This is a genomic window from Pseudomonas sp. PDNC002, assembly GCF_016919445.1.
Taxonomy (GTDB): Bacteria; Pseudomonadota; Gammaproteobacteria; order Pseudomonadales; family Pseudomonadaceae; genus Pseudomonas.
Window position 1 is genome coordinate 3,696,927 of sequence record NZ_CP070356.1, and the last position, 18,288, is coordinate 3,715,214.

At 66.8% G+C, this 18,288-nt stretch carries 14 protein-coding genes; 6 read left to right on the plus strand and 8 right to left on the minus strand.

The window, feature by feature from the left end:
• Nucleotides 1-59: 59 nt before the first annotated feature.
• From JVX91_RS16975 to JVX91_RS16995, 5 genes are all read right to left on the minus strand, one after another.
• On the minus strand, nucleotides 60-413 hold the full coding sequence (locus JVX91_RS16975; protein WP_205335364.1) for a copper-binding protein: 354 nt from the start codon (nucleotides 411-413) through the stop codon (nucleotides 60-62).
• Nucleotides 410-3,562, minus strand: coding sequence for an efflux RND transporter permease subunit (locus JVX91_RS16980; protein ID WP_205335365.1), 3,153 nt, complete (start codon nucleotides 3,560-3,562; stop codon nucleotides 410-412). The genes JVX91_RS16975 and JVX91_RS16980 overlap by 4 nt, the downstream gene beginning before the upstream one ends.
• Nucleotides 3,559-5,034 (minus strand): efflux RND transporter periplasmic adaptor subunit, encoded by a 1,476-nt coding sequence (locus JVX91_RS16985; protein WP_205335366.1) that lies wholly within the window; start codon nucleotides 5,032-5,034, stop codon nucleotides 3,559-3,561. The genes JVX91_RS16980 and JVX91_RS16985 overlap by 4 nt, the downstream gene beginning before the upstream one ends.
• A complete protein-coding gene (locus tag JVX91_RS16990; protein WP_345890296.1) occupies nucleotides 5,031-6,245 on the minus strand; it encodes a TolC family protein in 1,215 nt (404 codons plus the stop codon). The genes JVX91_RS16985 and JVX91_RS16990 overlap by 4 nt, the downstream gene beginning before the upstream one ends.
• Before the next feature lie 119 nt (nucleotides 6,246-6,364).
• Nucleotides 6,365-6,709: a hypothetical protein gene (locus JVX91_RS16995; protein WP_205335368.1), complete on the minus strand. Its 345-nt coding sequence runs from the start codon at nucleotides 6,707-6,709 to the stop codon at nucleotides 6,365-6,367.
• A gap of 143 nt (nucleotides 6,710-6,852) precedes the next feature.
• Between JVX91_RS16995 and JVX91_RS17000 the strand changes: the two genes are divergently transcribed.
• Complete coding sequence (locus JVX91_RS17000) at nucleotides 6,853-7,188, plus strand: DUF2790 domain-containing protein (RefSeq protein ID WP_205335369.1); 336 nt, start codon at nucleotides 6,853-6,855, stop codon at nucleotides 7,186-7,188.
• Between the two features lie 2 nt (nucleotides 7,189-7,190).
• Here JVX91_RS17000 and JVX91_RS17005 read toward each other — a convergent pair whose 3' ends face one another.
• The gene (locus JVX91_RS17005) at nucleotides 7,191-8,576 is read right to left on the minus strand and encodes a heavy metal sensor histidine kinase (protein ID WP_205335370.1); all 1,386 of its coding nucleotides are present in this window, start codon (nucleotides 8,574-8,576) and stop codon (nucleotides 7,191-7,193) included.
• Nucleotides 8,573-9,247: a heavy metal response regulator transcription factor gene (locus tag JVX91_RS17010; RefSeq protein ID WP_205335371.1), complete on the minus strand. Its 675-nt coding sequence runs from the start codon at nucleotides 9,245-9,247 to the stop codon at nucleotides 8,573-8,575. Before JVX91_RS17010 ends, JVX91_RS17005 begins: the two co-directional genes overlap by 4 nt.
• A gap of 454 nt (nucleotides 9,248-9,701) precedes the next feature.
• Here JVX91_RS17010 and JVX91_RS17015 point away from each other — a divergent pair, with 454 nt between their 5' ends.
• The 5 genes from JVX91_RS17015 to JVX91_RS17035 all read left to right on the plus strand — a co-directional run bounded on the left by JVX91_RS17015 (nucleotide 9,702) and on the right by JVX91_RS17035 (nucleotide 17,200).
• Nucleotides 9,702-10,910 (plus strand): TolC family protein, encoded by a 1,209-nt coding sequence (locus JVX91_RS17015; protein ID WP_240201607.1) that lies wholly within the window; start codon nucleotides 9,702-9,704, stop codon nucleotides 10,908-10,910.
• Nucleotides 10,897-11,085, plus strand: a complete 189-nt coding sequence (locus JVX91_RS17020) for a hypothetical protein (protein WP_205335372.1) — start codon at nucleotides 10,897-10,899, stop codon at nucleotides 11,083-11,085. The genes JVX91_RS17015 and JVX91_RS17020 overlap by 14 nt, the downstream gene beginning before the upstream one ends.
• Nucleotides 11,082-12,332 carry an efflux RND transporter periplasmic adaptor subunit gene (locus JVX91_RS17025; protein WP_205335373.1) on the plus strand — a complete coding sequence of 417 codons (1,251 nt, stop codon included), beginning with the start codon at nucleotides 11,082-11,084 and terminating at the stop codon, nucleotides 12,330-12,332. Before JVX91_RS17020 ends, JVX91_RS17025 begins: the two co-directional genes overlap by 4 nt.
• Before the next feature lie 12 nt (nucleotides 12,333-12,344).
• On the plus strand, nucleotides 12,345-15,509 hold the full coding sequence (locus tag JVX91_RS17030; protein ID WP_205335374.1) for a CusA/CzcA family heavy metal efflux RND transporter: 3,165 nt from the start codon (nucleotides 12,345-12,347) through the stop codon (nucleotides 15,507-15,509).
• Between the two features lie 419 nt (nucleotides 15,510-15,928).
• A complete protein-coding gene (locus JVX91_RS17035; protein ID WP_205335375.1) occupies nucleotides 15,929-17,200 on the plus strand; it encodes a Rid family detoxifying hydrolase in 1,272 nt (423 codons plus the stop codon).
• Nucleotides 17,201-17,366: 166 nt separating this feature from the next.
• Here the strand turns inward: JVX91_RS17035 and JVX91_RS17040 are convergent, their stop codons facing one another.
• On the minus strand, nucleotides 17,367-18,056 hold the full coding sequence (locus tag JVX91_RS17040) for a GNAT family N-acetyltransferase (RefSeq protein WP_205335376.1): 690 nt from the start codon (nucleotides 18,054-18,056) through the stop codon (nucleotides 17,367-17,369).
• Between the last annotated feature and the right edge of the window lie 232 nt (nucleotides 18,057-18,288).

Here is an 18,288-nt window from a genome sequence, read left to right on the forward strand (position 1 = left end):
TGGTGCACTTTGGTCGTGCCAGCGCCCTGCGGGTTGGCAGGGCGCTGGCTGGTTCAGCCTCAGCGCTTGCGGATACTCACCAGGGCGGCGCCGTCACTGGCGTTACGGAACTCGAAGTCCACCGGGTCTCCCACCTTCAGCCCCTCCAACAACACGGGCGTGGTCTTGAACGCCATGGTCATCGGCGGCCATTGCAGGGCAGCAACCGGGCCGTGTGCCAGGGTGATCGTATTGCGCTGGGTGTCGATGGCCCTGATGGTGCCTTGGGCACTCGCGGTGGGCGCTGCCTGGTGGCTTTCCATGTCCATGCCATCCAACTTCATGCCCTTCATGTCCATGCCTGACATCTCCTCGGCGGAGACGGCGAATGGCAGGGCAAGCAACAGGGCTGCGGTGATCAGTGGGGTTCTCATGGGGTTTCTCCGGGTTGGGTCTGCGATGCCGCTGCCGGCTGATGACGGCGCATCAGCCAGTAGGCGGCGGGGATGACGAAGAGGGAAAGCAAGGGGGCGGTAAGCATGCCGCCGACCATGGGCACGGCGATGCGGCTCATCACCTCGCTGCCGGTGCCGCTGCTCCAGAGGATTGGCAGCAGGCCGGCGACGATCACCGCCACGGTCATGGCCTTGGGACGTACGCGCTGGACGGCGCCCTCGCGTATGGCGGCCAGCAGCTCGGCGGGATCGTTGGCATCGCCGCGTGCGGCCCAGGCGTTCTTCAGGTAGACCAGCATGATCACCCCGAACTCCGCCGCGACCCCGGCCAGGGCGATGAAGCCGACGCCGGTGGCGACCGACAGGTTGAAGCCCATCAGGTACAACAGCCAGATTCCGCCGGTGAGGGCGAAGGGCAGGGTGGCCATGATCAGCAGGGCCTCGTCGAACCGCCCGAAGGTCAGGTAGAGCAGCACGAAGATGATCGCCAGGGTCGCCGGCACTACCAGCTTGAGGCGGGCGTTGGCGCGCTCCAGGTACTCGAACTGGCCTGAGTAGCTCAGGCTCATGCCCGGTGCGAGCCGCACGTCACGCTCCACGGCTTGGCGCAGGTCCGCCACCACTGACGCCAGGTCGCGGCCGCGCACGTCGACGTAGACCCAGCCGGAGAGACGGGCGTTCTCGCTCTTGAGCATCGGCGGCCCTTCGCTGATGCGAACCCGCGCCACGCTGCCCAGGGTGATCTGCCCGCCCTGGGCGGTGTAGATCGGTAGTTGCTGCAACGCGTCGACCGAGTCGCGCCACTCGCGCGGATAGCGCACGTTGATTGGGTAGCGGGCCAATCCTTCCGCCGTCTCACCGACGTTCTCGCCGCCGATCGCGCTGCTGACGATGGCCTGCACGTCGGCGATGTTCATGCCGTAGCGGGCCGCTGCCTGGCGGTCGATGTCGATGTCGATGTAGCGTCCGCCGGTGAGGCGTTCGGCCAGTGCCGAGGTGACCCCGGGAACACCCTTGGCGACTCGCTCCACCGCCTGGGTGGCGCGGTCGATCTCGGCCAGGTCGGTACCGGCGACCTTCACTCCGATGGGGCTCTTGATGCCGGTGGCAAGCATGTCGATGCGATTGCGGATCGGCGGAATCCAGATGTTGGTCAGGCCGGGCACCTTCACCACGCGATCCAGTTCCTCCACCAGCTTCTCGCTGGTCATGCCTGGCCGCCATTGCTCCTTCGGCTTGAAGCGGATGATCGACTCGAACATCTCCAGCGGTGCCGGGTCGGTGGCCGATTCGGCGCGCCCGGCCTTGCCGAATACGCTGGCGACTTCCGGCACGCTGCGGATCAGGCGGTCGGTACGCTGCAGCAACTCCGATGCCTTCTGCGCGGACAGACCGGGCAGCGCCGAGGGCATGTACAGAAGGTCGCCTTCGTCCAGCGGCGGGAGGAATTCGCCGCCCAGCTGGGACAGTGGCCAGAGCCCGGTGAGGAAGATCACCACGGCGGCTGCCAGCGTCGTACGTGGCCGGCGCAGCACCACTTCCAGTGCCGGCCGGTAAAGGCGGATCAACCCGCGGTTGAGCGGATTGCGCTGTTCCGAGGGGAGGCGCCCGCGAATCCAGTAGCCCATCAGCACCGGCACCAGCGTCACGGAAAGCGCTGCCGCCCCGGCCATGGCGTAGGTCTTGGTAAACGCCAACGGGCCAAAGAGACGGCCTTCCTGGGCCTCCAGCGTGAACACCGGGATGAATGACAGGGTGATGATCAGCAGGCTGAAGAACAGCGCCGGCCCGACCTCCACGGCCGCTTCGGTCATCACCCGCCAGTGCTGCTCGCCCTTGAGTGGCCTGCCGGGGTGTTGCTCGTGCCAGGCCTCGATGCGCTTGTGCGCGTTCTCGATCATCACCACCGCCGCGTCCACCATCGCACCAATGGCGATGGCGATGCCGCCCAAGGACATGATGTTGGCGTTGATTCCCTGGTGACGCATGACGATCAACGCGATCAGTACGCCCACCGGCAAGGACACGATGGCCACCAGCGACGAGCGCAAATGCCAGAGGAAGGCGCCGCACACCAGCGCCACCACGAGGAATTCCTCGATCAGCTTGTGGCTGAGGTTGGACACCGCGCGGTCGATCAGTTGGCTGCGGTCATAGGTGGTGACGATCTCCACGCCCTCGGGCAGGCTCTTCTTCAGTTCCTCCAGCCTGTCCTTCACCCGTGCGATGGCCTCGCTGGCGTTCTTGCCGCTGCGCAGCACGATCACCCCGCCCACGGCTTCGCCTTCGCCGTCCAGCTCGCCGATGCCCCGGCGCATTTCCGGGCCGAGCTGGATGCTGGCGACATCGCCCAGGGTGACCGGGCTGCCGTTGCCGGCCAGGCGCAGGAGGATGGCGCGAAAGTCCGCCAGGGTTTTCAGGTAGCCAGAGGCGCGCACCATGAACTCGGCTTCGCCGAGCTCCAGGACGCCGCCGCCGGTTTCCTGGTTGGCCTTGCCGATGGCCTCGATCACCTCGCGCTGGGTAATCCCCAGGCTGGCCAGCCGCACCGGGTCGAGGACGACCTGGTACTGCTTGACCATGCCGCCCACGGTGGCCACCTCGGCCACGTCGGGTACAGTCTTCAGCTCGTATTTGAGGAACCAGTCCTGCAGGCCACGCAGCTGTGCGAGGTCATGCCGGCCGCTGCGGTCGACCAGTGCGTACTGGTAGATCCAGCCGACACCGGTAGCGTCCGGGCCGAGCGCGGTTTTTGCCGTCGCGGGTAGCCGGGACTGCACCTGGTTCAGGTACTCCAGCACCCGTGAGCGCGCCCAGTAGAGGTCGGTGCCGTCCTCGAACAGCACATAGACGAAGCTGTCGCCGAAGGAAGAAAACCCACGCACGGTCTTCGCGCCGGGCACCGACAGCATGGTCGTGGCCAGCGGGTAGGTGACCTGGTTCTCGACGATCTGCGGTGCCTGCCCCGGATAGCTGGTGCGGATGATCACCTGCACATCGGAGAGGTCCGGCAGGGCGTCCACCGGCGTACTGCGCAGCGACCACACGCCCCAGGCGACGATGAACAGGGTGGCCAGCAGCACCAGGAAGCGATTGGCCACCGACCAGCGGATCAGCTTGGCGATCATGGTTGCGCCTCCTGCTTGCTTACCTGCTCGATCACCAGCCCGGCATCGCCCTGGCTGACGCCGAAGCGGATGCGCTCGCCGACCTTCATGCCGTCGGCCAGCCCGGGGCGGGCAAGGGGAAAGGTCATGGTCATGCCAGGCATGCCCAGGGTGTTGAACGGGCCGTGGCTGATGGTCAGGCCTTGGGCGCCGATCGCCACGATCCGGCCTTCGGCCTCATGCACCGTGGGCGCTGTCGTCGTTGCTTGGGGTACCTCTTCGGTGCGGGCTTCGATGCCCTTCAGGCTGGCCTCCGAATCGATCAGGAACTGACCGGAAGAGACGATCCGCTGGCCTTCGGCAAGGCCCGCAAGGACCGCCACCAGGCCGTCGTTCTCCTGGCCCAGGCGCACCTCCACCGGGCGGAAGCGCCCCTGATCCTCGGCGAGCATCACCAGGTTGCGCTTACCGGTGCGGATCACCGCTTCGCTGGGAATCTGCAGCACATCAGCCTGGCCGGCAAGGTCCAGGCTGACCTCCGCCGTCATACCGGGGCGCAGCTGGCCGTCCGGGTTGGGCAGCTCGATGCGCAGGCGTAGCGTGCGGCTCTGCTGGTCATTCTCCGGCAGGATGCTGGCCAGGGTGCCGGTCACCGGGCGATCCGGGAATGCCGGCAGGCGGGCATCGACCGACTGGCCGATGTTCAGGCCTCCTGCCTGTGTTTCCGGGACCGCCGCCTCCAGCCAGACCTGCCCCAGGCCATTGATCCGCGCCAGGGGCGCGCCGGCGGACAGGGTCATGCCGGTGCGCACGTCCAGTTCGCGGATCACCCCGGCAATCGGCGACGTCAGGGTGATCACCGGGCGCGTCCGACCGCTGCGGGTGATCTGCGCCACCAGCGAGGCCGGCATGCCCGACAGCAGCAAGCGTTGCCGTGCGGCTGCCAGCAACGCCGGTTCCGAAGCACCGCGCAGCGCGAGGAACTCTTCCTGCAAGGCTGCCCACTCCGGCACCAGGACATCGGCGACCGGCGCGCCGGCCTTCACCACGTCGCCCGGCGCCAGGGCGTAGGTGCGCTCGACGAAGCCGCCAGCGCGAGCCTGCAACAGCGCCACGTCGCGATCATTGAAGGTCAGCAGGCCGGTGACCCGCAACCGGCGGTCGAGCCGGCCATGGGTGACCGTCGCCAGGCGCATGCCGAGGTTCTGCTGGATACCCGGTGCGATGCGCACCGTCGACACGCCGACTTCGCCCTCATCGGCGTACCTGGGCACCAGCGCCATGTCCATGAACGGCGACTTGCCCGGCGCGTCGAAGTGCTGCTGCGGGACCATCGGATCGTACCAGTAGAGCGGCTTGCGCTCCGGGGTGGTCGAGGTCACCGTTTCCGCTGCGGGAGCGTGCTGCCGCAGGGCATACCAATAGCCGCCCGCGCCGCCGGCGGAGAGGGCGATGGCCAGTAGGGCGGAGGTCTTCCACGTAATGCCGCTCATGCGCGTCCCTCCTCGTAGGTGAAGTAGAGACGCGCGGCGACCAGCGCCAGGGAGCCCTGCAGGTCGATCTGCCGTAGCCTGGCTGCGACCTGTTGCTGGCGGGCGCTGACCAGCTCGTCGAGGCCCAGCTTGCCGGCGCGGTAGCCGGCCAGGGCCAGGCGGACCTTCTCCTCGGCCAGCGGCAGCAGAGTGCCAGTGCTGCGCTCGACCGCGCGCTGCAGACGCCGGTATTCGGCCAGGTCGTCCGCCAGTTGCTGCTCGTGTTCGCGGGCCAGGGCGTCGCGCTCGGCTTCCAATTGGCGAACCTGGGCGCGCCGTGCGGCGATCTTCGGGTCCTGGCGCGTCGACGTGAATAGCGGAAGGTCGAAGCTGACCTGCAACGACATCATGTCGCCGAACTCGCGGCCACGGCGCTGGTAGTCGACCTCCCAGCTCCAGTCCGGCTTCTTCTCCGCCACGGCCTCGCGCACCAGGGCTTCGGCCTCGCGGGTCATCGGCCCGTAGGCGGCGAGTTCCGGGTGCTGGTGCAGGGATTGCAGCGAGTGGGAGGCGTCGATCGGCCAGCTCGGGAAGTCACCACTGAGCGCGTCGGGTGCATCCTGGCCGATCCAGCGCTTGAGCGCCGCCCGCGCCTGGGCGGCCTGGCGCAGCAGGTCGTCCTTCTGCTCATCCAGCAGCGCGGCTTCCTGGCGCGGAGCCACCGCGTCGACCGTGCTCGCGCCGCCACCGGCCAGACGGGCACGGACGGTGGCGTCCAGCAGGCGGTTCTCGCGGTAGAAGTCGTCGAACATGGCCAGCTTGCGTTGCAGCGTATAGGCAGCGATCCAGGCCTGGGCCAATGCGCCGCGGACTTTCAGGCGTTCGACGTCGGCTTCGGCACTGGCACGTTCGACGGCGGCCTGGGCGGTCTCGATGCGGGCTTTGCGCTTGTCGCTATTGGGCATTTCCTGCATCAGGCCAACCACCTGCATGCTCATGTTGTCGCGTTGGGTGCTCCAGCGCTCGTCACCCTCGATGGGGACGTTCTGCAGGCCCAGGTTCAGTTTCGGGTCAGGCAGTTCTCCGGCGGGGATGGCGGCACTTTTCGCCGCTGAGATCTTTTCGCTTTGGGCGAGCAGGGAAGGGGCGTTGCGTTCGGCCAGCAACAGGGCGTCGTCCAGCGACAGGGACGCACCCTGGGCGGACAGGCTGGAGAGCAGCGCAAGCAGCATCCAGCCGGGATGGAGTCGGATGTGAGTCACGGTGTGGATTCCTCGGGGAAACCAGCGCACAGGCGCACGCCACCCGGCAGCCAGCAAGGCCGCGAGTGGGGTTCAGGTCGAACGAGGAATCAGGCGCAGGGAGGTCGCCAGAGGTCGGCGGGAGCCTGGCTGAGAACGAGGTGGTTGTAGAGAGACGGGGGCCGCGGTGTGACCAGGTGGTGCGGGACTTTCAGGACGCTGATCTGGAGCAGGCTGCCGGTCTTGCACTCTTCTCCGGACTTGCAGGATTTCTTGCCGTGCTGGGTCATCTTGCCCGAGTCCTGGCAGCAGTCCTGGTCCATGCCCGCCATCTGGCTCATGCCCTGGCTCTGCATCGGGCAGGGGTCGGCCGGCGCCTCGAAGCCCGCCATCCCGGTGAGGGGAAGCGCAAGGCTGAGCAGCAGGACGATAAGCAGCCGCAGGCGACGAGTCATGGCGCGCAGTTTAGAACCTTCCCATAGGGCAAGGTCAACGAGCGCATGGGCTGGATAACCGAATCGTCATCCGTGCCTCAGCTTCCCGTTAGGGGCGAACTCATAAGGTGGAGTCATTCCCCCACACCCACGAGGTGACTGCCATGAAACTCCCCCGCATCTTCCTGATCACTGCCCTGCTGGGCGCTTCCTCCCTGGCGCTGGCCGATGGTGGTGGCGACATCACCTTCGCCCGCATGGAGGAGGCCCGCCAGCAAGCCATGCAGGCGCGCCAGCCGGCCCCCACGCCGACGCAGGTCGCCGAGGCGAAGCAGTACACTTACGGAATGAACCTGGACATCGCCGAAGTCGTGGCGGTGACGCCGATGAGCGCCGATTGCGGCGTGGTCCCGGTGCAGATGCGCTACCGAGACTCCTTCGGCGAGGAGCAGGCCATCGAGTACCGCGCCGAGCGCGTGGCCTGCCGCACGACCCGCTGATCTCACGCCGGCATGGGTGGGAATCGCAGGAGGAAGCGCGTCGGGCCTTCCTCCGTGCTTTCGGCGCTGGCCGCACCCAGGTGCAGTTCCATGATCGAGCGCACGATGGCCAGGCCCAGCCCCGTCCCGCCCTGTGCGCGCGAGCGACCCTTGTCGACGCGGTAGAAGCGCTCGAACAGGTGCTCCAGGTGTGATTGCGCGATGCCGGCGCCGGGGTTCTCCACCTGCAGCGTGACGGCGCCGCCGTGATTGTCCACGCGCACGCTGATGCGTCCTCCCTCGGGCGTATGGCGGATGGCATTGGACAGCAGGTTGGAAATGCCGCGCTGAATCATCAGGCGATCGCCGAGCACGCAGCCTCTTCCTTCGACGTCGATGACCAGTGATTTTTCCTCTGCGCTGAAGGCGAACAGTTCGGCGACCTTCGCCGCTTCCTTTTCCAGCTGGACGGGTTCCTGCGGCAGCAGTGCGCGCGGGTGGCTGACCTGGGCGAGGAAGAGCATGTCGCTGACGATGCGGCTGACCCGCTCCAGTTCCTCGATGCCCGATGCCAGCACGGCCTTGTATTCCTCTTTATCCCGTGGCCGCGAAAGCGTCACCTGCGCCTTGCCCAGCAGGTTGCCGATCGGCGAACGCAGCTCGTGGGCGAGGTCGTCGGAGAACTGCGTGAGCTGCTGCACACCACCATCCAGGCGGTGCAGCATCAGGTTCAGCGCCCGCGCGGCCTTGCCCAGTTCACGGGGCAGGTCCTGCACCGGTATGCGGTGGCTGAGATCCTCGGTGGACACCAGCGCGGCGACCTGGCCGAACTGCTTCAGGGGTTGCAGGCCGCGCTTGGCGACCAGCCGCGCGCCGAGGGCGATCAGCAGCAGCAACGGCGGCATGGCCAGCAGCGCGGAGCGCAGGAAGGCGCCGAGCAGGGCGTCGTCCTCGCGGCGATCCAGGGTCAGGAAGACGCGCAGGGTGTTGCCGTCGCGCAGGCGCACCAGGCTGCGTTCGGTGAGCAGGCGCCGGCCATCGTTGGCGGTCCAGGCGAAGCTGCGGCCGCTGCCGGAGAAATCGTCGAGGACCGCGAGGTCGGCCAGCGGGCCGCTGTTGAAGCGCGCGGGCTGGCCATGCTGCTGCTCGAGGAGCGTGGCACTGAGGTTCTCGTGGCCCATCAGCTGGTCCTGCAGGGCGTGGCCGCGCAAGGGCAGGGCGGCGAGGCCGGGATCGGCGTCGAGGGCGTGGCGCAGTTGTCCGAGCTTGTCTTGCAGGGCGCGATGGGCACGCCGGTCCAATTGATGATCGAGGGCGAGGTAGGCCAGGCTGACCAGCAGGACGGTCAGCACCGAACCAAGCGCGCCGACCCACAGGCCGATGCGCAGCGACAGGCTGGCCGGCTTCATGCCCGTGACTCCAGCACGTAGCCGACCCCGCGCAGGGTGTGGATCAGCTTGTCGGCGAAGGGATCGTCGATCTTCGCGCGCAGGCGGCGGATGGTGACTTCCACCACGTTGGTGTCGCAGTCGAAGTTCATGTCCCATACCAGCGAGATGATCTGCGTGCGCGAGAGCACTTCGCCGCTGCGGCTCATCAGCAGGTGGAGCAGGGCGAACTCCTTACTGGTCAGGTCGATGCGCTGGCTGTCGCGGTAGGCCCGGTGACGGCCGGGGTCCAGCTCCAGCCCGCCGATCTCCAGCACCTGCGGTTGCTCGATGCGTTCGCTGCGACGCAGCAGCGAGCGCACGCGGGCCAGCAGTTCGGGGAACTCGAAGGGCTTGAGCAGGTAGTCGTCGGCGCCCAGGTCGAAGCCTTTCACCCGTTCGGTGAGGCGGCTGCGCGCGGTGAGCATCATCACCCGCATGTCGCTTTGCTGGCGCAGGCTGGCGAGGACTTCCCAGCCGTCCATCTGCGGCAGGTTCACATCGAGGATGACCAGGTCGTAGGCGCACTGGCGGGCGAGGTGCAGGCCGTCGACGCCGTTGTCGGCGCGATCGACCACGTAGCCACTTTCGCTCAGGCCCTGGTGCAGGTAGTCGGCGGTCTTGTTGTCGTCCTCGATGAGCAGGATTTTCATGAACAGTTACCCGGTAATTGCGTGAAGAGTGGTTCCAGGCGCGCAGCGAAGTTCGCCACGAGCTGAAAAGCGCGCGCAGTCTAGAAGCTGTAGTGACTTCAGGGTCAATCGTGAAAGTGTCGCGGCAGGCGACCTGGATTGACACTTAAAGGTTATGCAGGTGGTTGATCTGTAAGATTTTTATTTCAGTTAAAGCGTTTGTCGGGATGGCGTGAATTGTTTCCTGAAGTTACCTGGAATCAACTCGGTCCCTTTTAAATACATACAACGGGAATCCATGGATTGGCCAATTACATGTTTGTAATTATCCAGTCACCTTGTCGCTACTGAGGCACTTCTAGATTCGCCGGTGAAGAGGACGGCATGCCGTCGAAGTTGACTTCATCGTGCGAGGTTCACAGTGCTTTCACGTCGTTTTGGATTCGCGTCGCGGCCGTCGTCGAGGCGCGCATGGTTGCTCGTGCTGCTGCTCTGCCAGTTGCCGGCATGGGCGCAGGATCGGGAAATCGGCATCGAGGATGCCCTGCAAAGTGCCCTTGCCGGCAATCCGGAACTGTCGGCCAGCAGCCGCGAGATCGGTATCGCCCAGGGCATGCGCGAACAGGCGGGATTGCTGCGCAACCCGACGCTTTCCTGGGAGCAGGAAGGGACAGAATCGCGCAATCGCACCACCACCATCGGCCTCAGCCAGCCGCTGGAGCTGGGCGGCAAGCGCGCCGCGCGGGTGGCCCTGGCCGAACGTGGCGCGGATACCGCGGCGCTGAGCCTGGAGGCGCGGCGCAACCAGCTGCGCGGCGAGGTGATCGCCGGTTTCTACGGCGCCCTGCGCGCCCAGGAGCGCGAGCGCCTGGCGCAGCAGTCGGTGACGCTGGCGCAACGGGGCGTGGCGGCGGCCGAAGGGCGGGTGCGTGCCGGCAAGGCGCCGCCGTTGGAGGCAAACCGGGCGCAGGTTCAGCTCGCGGAGGTGCGCCTGGAACAGCAGCGGGCGCGCCGCGACCGGGCCGATGCCTACCAGGCGCTGGCGGTGCTGATGGGCCTGCCGCAGGCGGACTTCAGCGCCGTGCGCGGCGGCAACGCCGACCCGCTGCCGCGCCTGCCCGCGAGCGATGAGTTGCTGCGCCGCCTGGGTGATAGCGCCCCGCTGCGCCTGGCCCGCAGCCGCATCGAAGAAAGCGAGGCCGCCGTGGCGCTGGCCAGGACCCAGCGGATTCCCGACCTCGACGTCAGCCTGGGCAGCCAGGAAGCCATCGAGGACGGCAACCGCGACCGTATCGCGGTGATCGGCCTGAGCCTGCCGCTGCCGCTGTTCGACCGCAACCAGGGCAACATCCTGGCCGAGTCGCGCCGCGCCGATCAGGCGCGGGACCTGCGCAACGCCACCGAGCTGCGCCTGCGCCAGGAAACCCAACAGGCCTTGCAGCAGTGGAGCACCGCCCAGGGCGAGGTCGATGACTTCCGCTCGACCATCCTGCCCAGCGCGCAGACCGCCGTGGAAAGTGCCACGCGCGGCTTCGAGATGGGCAAGTTCGGCTTCCTCGAAGTGCTCGATGCCCAGCGCACGCTGATCACCGCGCGTGACCAGTATCTGCGGGCGCTGGCCCAGGTCAGCGATGCCTGGGGACGAATCGAACGGGTCTACGGCGATGTCGGTGCGCTTCGCTAGAGGCCGCCGCGCACTGCTCGGCCTGCTGCTCGCCACCCTGACGCCATCCACCGCCGCGCCGATCGTCAGTGTGCCGGTGCATTGGTGCATCCACGACCTGTTCAGCCCCCTCAATCACATCCCGGCGTCTGCTCTGTGGAGCATGGTCGCGGGCTATTTCCCGGAGTCTCCATGATCAAGAAAACCCCTCTTGCGGCCGCTGCGCTGCTCGCCTCGGCGCTCGGTGTCAGCGCCTACGCCTGGCTGGGCAGCGAGCAGTCGGGCGGTGGGCATCTGGACGATGCGACCCATGCCGATGGCGAGCACCACGGCACCGCCGCCCCGACCCGCCACGCCGAAGCCTCGAACCACGGCGATGGTGAACACCATGATGCGAAACCCGAGGACGCCGACGATGAAGGCTTGCACCTGAGCCCCGCGCAGATCGAAGCGGCCGGCATCCGGGTGGTGAGCGCCGGCCCTCAGGCGCTGGACGAGGCGTTCAGCCTGCCCGGCGAGATCGGCTTCGATGAGGACCGCACCGCCCACGTGGTGCCGCGCACTCCCGGCATGGTGGAGTCGGTGGCGGTGGAACTGGGGCAAAGCGTCAAGAAGGGCGATCTGCTGGCGGTGATCGCCAGCCAGCAGGTCTCCGAGTTGCGCAGCGAGCTGGCCGCCGCGCAGCGTCGCCTGGCGCTGGCGAGCACGACCTTCGAGCGCGAGCGCGAGCTGTGGCGCGAGAAGATTTCCGCCGAGCAGGATTACCTGCAGGCACGGCAGAGCCTGGAGGAGGCGCAGATCGCGCTGGCCAATGCGCGGCAGAAGACCAACGCCTTGAGTGGCGTGTCGGCCAGCGCTGGCGGCAATCGCTACGAGCTGCGCGCGCCCTTCGATGGCGTGGTGGTGGAGAAGCATCTGGTGCCGGGGGAGATGGTCAGCGAAGCGAGCGCTGCCTTCACCCTGTCGGACCTGTCGCGGGTCTGGGCCAGTTTCAGCGTCGCCCCGCAGGACCTGGCGCGGGTGCAGGTCGGCAAGGCCGCGCGGGTCGAGGCGCCGGACCTCGGCATGCAGGTGGAGGGCCGCGTGGCCTATGTCGGCAGCCTGCTGGGCGAACAGACCCGCAGCGCCGTGGCCCGCGTCACCCTGGCCAATCCCGATGGTGCGTGGCGGCCTGGTTTGTTCGTCAATGTGCGGGTGCGCAGTGCGGCGCGTGAGGTGCCGGTCGCGGTCCCGGAACAGGCGGTGCAGGAAGTCGAGGGCAAGCCCAGCGTGTTCGTGCGCAATGCCGAGGGCTTCGCCCCGCGGCCGGTGAGCCTGGGCGTGCGCAGCGCCGGCCAGGTGGAAGTGCTGGCCGGGCTTGACGCCGGTGATCAGGTGGCGGGCGAGGGCAGCTTCATTCTCAAGTCGGAGCTGGGCAAGAGCTCGGCGTCCCACGCACACTGACGGGGCGCCAGCATGTTCGAACGCATCATTCGTTTCGCCATCGAGCAGCGCTACCTGGTGCTGCTCGCCGTCCTCGGCATGGCCGGCCTGGGCATCGCCAGCTACCAGAAACTGCCCATCGACGCGGTGCCCGATATCACCAACGTGCAGGTGCAGGTCAACACCTCGGCGCCGGGCTTCACGCCGCTGGAGACCGAGCAGCGCATCACCTACCCGGTGGAAACCGCCATGGCGGGGTTGCCGGGATTGCAGCAGACGCGCTCGATCTCGCGCTCCGGGCTGTCGCAGGTGACGGTGATCTTCAAGGACGGCACTGACCTGTTCTTCGCCCGCCAACTGGTCAACGAACGCCTGCAGCAGGCGCGCGAGCAGTTGCCCGAAGGCGTGGAGTCGGCGATGGGGCCAATCTCCACCGGTCTGGGGGAAATCTTCCTCTGGACCATCGAGGCCGAGGAGAGCGCGCGCAAGGAGGATGGCACGCCCTATACGCCGACCGACCTGCGGGTGATCCAGGACTGGGTGGTCAAGCCGCAGCTTCGCAACGTTCCCGGCGTGGCCGAGGTGAATACCATCGGCGGCTTCGCCAAGCAGTTCCAGATCGCCCCGGATACGCGTCGCCTGGCGGCCTATCGCCTGACGCTGGCCGACGTGATCACCGCGCTGGAGCGCAACAACGCCAACGTCGGCGCGGGCTACATCGAGCGCAACGGCGAGCAGTTGCTGGTGCGCGCACCGGGACAGGTGAAGGGCCAGCAGGACATCGCCAGCATCGTCGTCGCCAATGTCGACGGCACGCCGATCCGTCTGCGCGATGTCGCCGAAGTGGGCCTGGGCCGTGAGCTGCGCACCGGCGCGGCCACCGAGGATGGTCGCGAGGTGGTGCTTGGCACGGTGTTCATGCTGATCGGCGAGAACAGCCGCACGGTCGCCAAGGCCGCGGCGGAGAAACTTGCCGAGATCAACCGCACGCTGCCGGCCGGGGTGAAGGCAGTGACCGTCTATGACCGCACGCAACTGGTGGACAAGGCCATCGCCACGGTGAAGCGCAATCTCACCGAAGGCGCGATCCTGGTGGTTGCGGTGCTCTTCCTGTTCCTGGGCAACATCCGCGCGGCGCTGATCACCGCCATGGTGATTCCGCTGGCGATGCTGTTCACCTTCACCGGCATGTTCAGCAATCGCATCAGCGCCAACCTGATGAGCCTGGGCGCGCTGGACTTCGGCATCATCGTCGACGGCGCCGTGGTGATCGTCGAGAACGCCATCCGCCGCCTGGCTCACGCGCAGCAGCACCATGGCCGCCTGTTGACTCGCAGTGAGCGGCTGCACGAGGTCTTTGCCGCGTCCAGAGAAGCGCGCCGCGCGCTGATCTACGGGCAGTTGATCATCATGGTGGTGTACCTGCCGATCTTCGCCCTCACCGGCGTCGAGGGGAAAATGTTCCACCCCATGGCCTTCACCGTGGTGCTGGCGCTGCTGGGCGCGATGATCCTCTCGGTGACCTTCGTGCCGGCCGCCATCGCGCTGTTCATCACCGGCAAGGTGAAGGAAGAGGAAAACCTGCTGATGCGCGGTGCGCGGCGCGCCTACGAGCCGGTGCTGGACTGGGTGATGGCGCGGCGCGCGCTGGTGTTCGCCTGCGCCGCCGTGCTGGTTCTGCTCTCCGGCGTGCTGGCCAGCCGCATGGGCAGCGAGTTCGTGCCCAGCCTGGGCGAGGGCGACTTCGCCTTGCAATCGCTGCGCACGCCGGGCACCAGCCTGTCGCAATCGGTGGCCATGCAGGAGGCCTTGGAGCGCCAGGTGCTGGACAAGGTGCCGGAGGTGCAGCGCATGTTCAGCCGCACCGGCACGGCGGAGATCGCCTCCGACCCGATGCCGCCGAACATCTCCGACGCCTACGTGATGCTGAAGCCCAAGGACCAGTGGCCCGACCCGACGAAGAGCCGCGCGGAGCTGGAAGCGGAAATCCAGGCCGCCGCCAACGGCGTGCCGGGCAGCGCCTACGAGCTGTCGCAGCCGATCCAGTTGCGCTTCAACGAGCTGATTTCCGGGGTGCGCAGCGACGTGGCGGTGAAGGTTTTCGGCGACGACATGGGCGTGCTCAACCAGACCGCCGAACAGATCGCCGGCGTGCTGCGCCAGGTGCAGGGTTCGTCCGAGGTGAAGGTCGAGCAGACCAGCGGGCTGCCGGTGCTCACGGTGAACATCGACCGCCAGCGCGCGGCACGCTACGGGCTGAATGTCGGCGATATCCAGGACACGGTGGCGGTGGCCATCGGCGGTCGCGAGGCTGGCACGCTGTTCGAAGGCGACCGCCGTTTCGACCTGATCGTGCGCCTGCCGGAAAGCCTGCGCAGCGATATCGATGCGCTCTCGCGCATGCTGATCCCGGTGCCGGCCCCGGCCAATGCCACGGACGCGCGCATCGGCTTCATCACCCTGGGCGAAGTGGCGCGCCTGGAGCTGGTGCAGGGCCCGAACCAGGTCAGCCGCGAGAACGGCAAGCGCCTGGTGGTGGTGAGCGCCAACGTGCGCGGCCGGGACATCGGCTCTTTCGTTGCCGAAGCGAGCGATCAGATCGGCCAGCAGGTGAAGCTGCAGGCCGGCTACTGGACGACCTGGGGCGGGCAGTTCGAGCAGTTGCAGTCGGCCGCCCAGCGCCTGCAGGTGGTGGTGCCGGTGGCGCTGCTGCTGGTCTTCACCCTGCTGCTGATGATGTTCAACAACCTGCGCGACGGCCTGGTGGTGTTCACCGGGATTCCCTTCGCGCTGACCGGTGGCGTGGTGGCGCTGTGGTTGCGGGACATTCCGCTGTCGATCTCCGCCGGCGTCGGCTTCATCGCGCTGTCCGGTGTCGCGGTGCTCAACGGTCTGGTGATGATCTCCTTCATCCGCAGTCTGCGGGAGGAGGGGCGCAGCCTCGACACGGCGATCCGCGAGGGCGCACTGACGCGGCTGCGCCCGGTGCTGATGACGGCGCTGGTGGCGTCGCTCGGTTTCGTGCCGATGGCCCTGGCCACCGGTACTGGCGCCGAGGTGCAACGCCCGCTGGCCACGGTGGTGATCGGCGGCATCCTGTCGTCGACGACGCTGACGTTGCTGGTGCTGCCCGCGCTGTATCGCTGGATGCATCGCCGGGCGGAGGATGCGCAGGACGCTGACGCCGTGGCGCGCTGACGCCCGATGGAAGGGAAGGGTGGGCCGCCAGGCCTACCCTGTTGCGCTGATGAGCGCGACTGTCCGCCTGGTCAGGAAAAAAGCGCCTGGTTCGAAAAAGCCTGCTCAAAGTCAAGGGATCGGCTCGCCATTGGCGATAGCTTTCCTGCCCTCACGGAAGCCACTGCCCCGACGGGGCCAGCGGCACCGATCACGTTACCGATGCAGGCGCACGCCGCCACTCCCGGCCTTTCCGGCCAGGCTGGCGCGTCGGGCGGTGACCACTACACTTGCACCGGCTCCATGAAGTAACCCCCGGGCCCCTACTAGCCTGCCCCCGCGTGGACTTGATATCCGTCGCCCGGATAAACGGTGGCAATTTCTGACCGTGGAATTGCCACGCAACCCGCGAAGTCCCAGCAACCAAGGGGAGCACGATCATGAGTGGCTATAACGCAGTTTTGGCAAGAAATACCGATGATGCGCCGAAGAACCTCGGCCCCTATTCACAGACCGTGGCGTTCTCGCACTACAACCATCTATCGGCGCAACTGCCGGTGGATCCGTCGACTGGAAAACTGGTGGCAGGCGGCGCCAAGGAGCAGGCCGAGCAGTGCTTCAGGAACATCAAAGCGGTGGTCCAGAGCATCGACCATGTCATGGACGATGTCGTCCGGGTTTCCATTTTCCTCAAGGACATCGCCGATGCCGATGCGGTGCGCCGTGTGTATGCCGCGTACTTCCCCAGCTATCTGCCCGTCCTGACTACCGTCGCCGTGGCCGCGCTGCCGCTGGGCGCCCTGGTGCAGGTCGAAGCGCTGGTGTCCAACGGTGAGGGCACGATTCCCGGCGCGCCGCAGGCGGGTGACCTGATCAAGGTCGCCAAGAATACCGAACGCGCACCCGTCAGCCCGCTGTCCAGCCAGAGCGTGGCGTTCTCGCACTACAACAACCTGTCGGCCCAACTGCCCATCGACCCGGCCACCGGCAAGCTGGTTGCCGGCGGTGTGAAGGAACAGGCTGCGCAGTGCCTGAAGAACATCAAGGCGATCCTGGAGAGCATCGACGTTCCGTTCGACGACATCGTCAAGATCACTCTCTTCGTCAGGAAGCTTGCGGACGTCGCGGCGGTAAACGAGGTCTACACGACCTTCTTCCCCGATTCGGCCATCGCCAGGACCGTGGCCTATGTTCCCGCACGCACCACGGTCGAAGTGTCGGCGCTGCCCCTGGATGCGCTGGTGCAGATCGAGGCGGTCGTATCCCATGGTGACGGCACGCCGCCGCAATTGGTCGAGGACCGTCACGGCATCGTCATCAAGGCCAATAACACCAGCGCCGCGCCGAGGAATCCGCTGTCGACGCAAACCGTGGCGTTCTCTCACTACAATCATCTCTCCGCTCAGTTGCCCCTGGACCCGACGACGGGGAAAGTGGTGGGCGGTGGCGTAAAAGAGCAGGCCGGGCAGTGCCTGGAAAACATCAAGGCCATCGTGGAAAGCATCGATCACGCGCTGGCTGACGTGGTGAAGGTGAACATCTACCTGAAGAACATCGACGATGTCGGCGCGGTCGACGAGATCTACGCGACGTTCTTCCCCGGTGGCGCTCCGGCACGCAGGACGGTCGGTGTCTCCGCGTTGCCGGAAGGCGCGCTGGTGCAGATCGAAGCGGTCGTCGCCAATGCGGAAGGGACGCCGCCCTCGAAATAGGGAGCGTCTGTCACGCTGCGCATTGGCGGTGTCGATTTCGACGGTGCGCAGTGTGGCCCGAGCCAATGAAAAAGGAAGCCGGTGGTAGTGCGGCTTCCTTTTTTCATGCCCTTCGAACCAGGGCGCGGGGCGTGTTCGGCACGCAAACGCAGGCAGTGGCCGGCCTTCAGTGAATCGTAGGGAAACGCTCTTTCACCAGGGCTTGCGCCTGATAGGCCATCTGGTCGAGCAGGCGGTCGCGTTTCTTCTCGGCCTCGCTCATGGCCTTCCTGCCGTTCTGTTTCACCAGGTAGGCGTGAATCTGCCGCACTTCCTTGGACTGGTAGATCGGGGACAGGTCCTGCACCGCCACCATGCCGTCCGAGCGGTGGTCACGGGTGTTCAGCAGCACGTGCGGGCCCTGCGCTGCCAGTAGCTGGAACCCCATCGCTTCGAAGATCGGCGCCTTGCTCGCCGCGCAGGCCAGCTCGACGTGAGGCCGATGCGCGATCACCTGCCGCAACAAGGCGCGGGCGATTCCGCGACGGCGATGGCTGGCCTGGACGGCCAGGTAGGCCAGCGTGCAGGCCTCGGCATCGTCCTGGCTCCGCAGGTAGAGGGCGAAACCCAGCACCTGGGAGGGATCTTCATCATCGAGGGCGAGGATCAATCGCGCGGTGCTGTCCAGCTCGCTGCTCATGGCCTGCAGGTACAGGTGCACCTCGTAGCCGATCACATACTGGTACAGCTGGAAGAGCGGATTGCTGGGCGTCAGCGGCACCGGGCTGACGTCGCTGAAGTAGTCCACCACCATCTGCAGAACCTGACTCTTCAGGGATTCGGGTGGCGATGTGTCCAGGTTTACAAGGGTGAACATCTGAAGCTGGCTCCGGGCGTGCCCGATTGAGGAAATCGGCGCTGGGGCGGCATTGTAACGCTCGCGGGCATCGAAGGTTCTCGCCGCGTCTCCTTGGACGTGCCGGGCCGGCGCGACGGAGCTTTTGCGGGGCAGGGGAATGAAGTGTTCGTCGTTGTTCGCTATCGCCCGAAACAGACGGCCTGCGCGTCGCCAGAGCCGCTCCCGCACTCGGCCGGATGCGGCCGCAGCG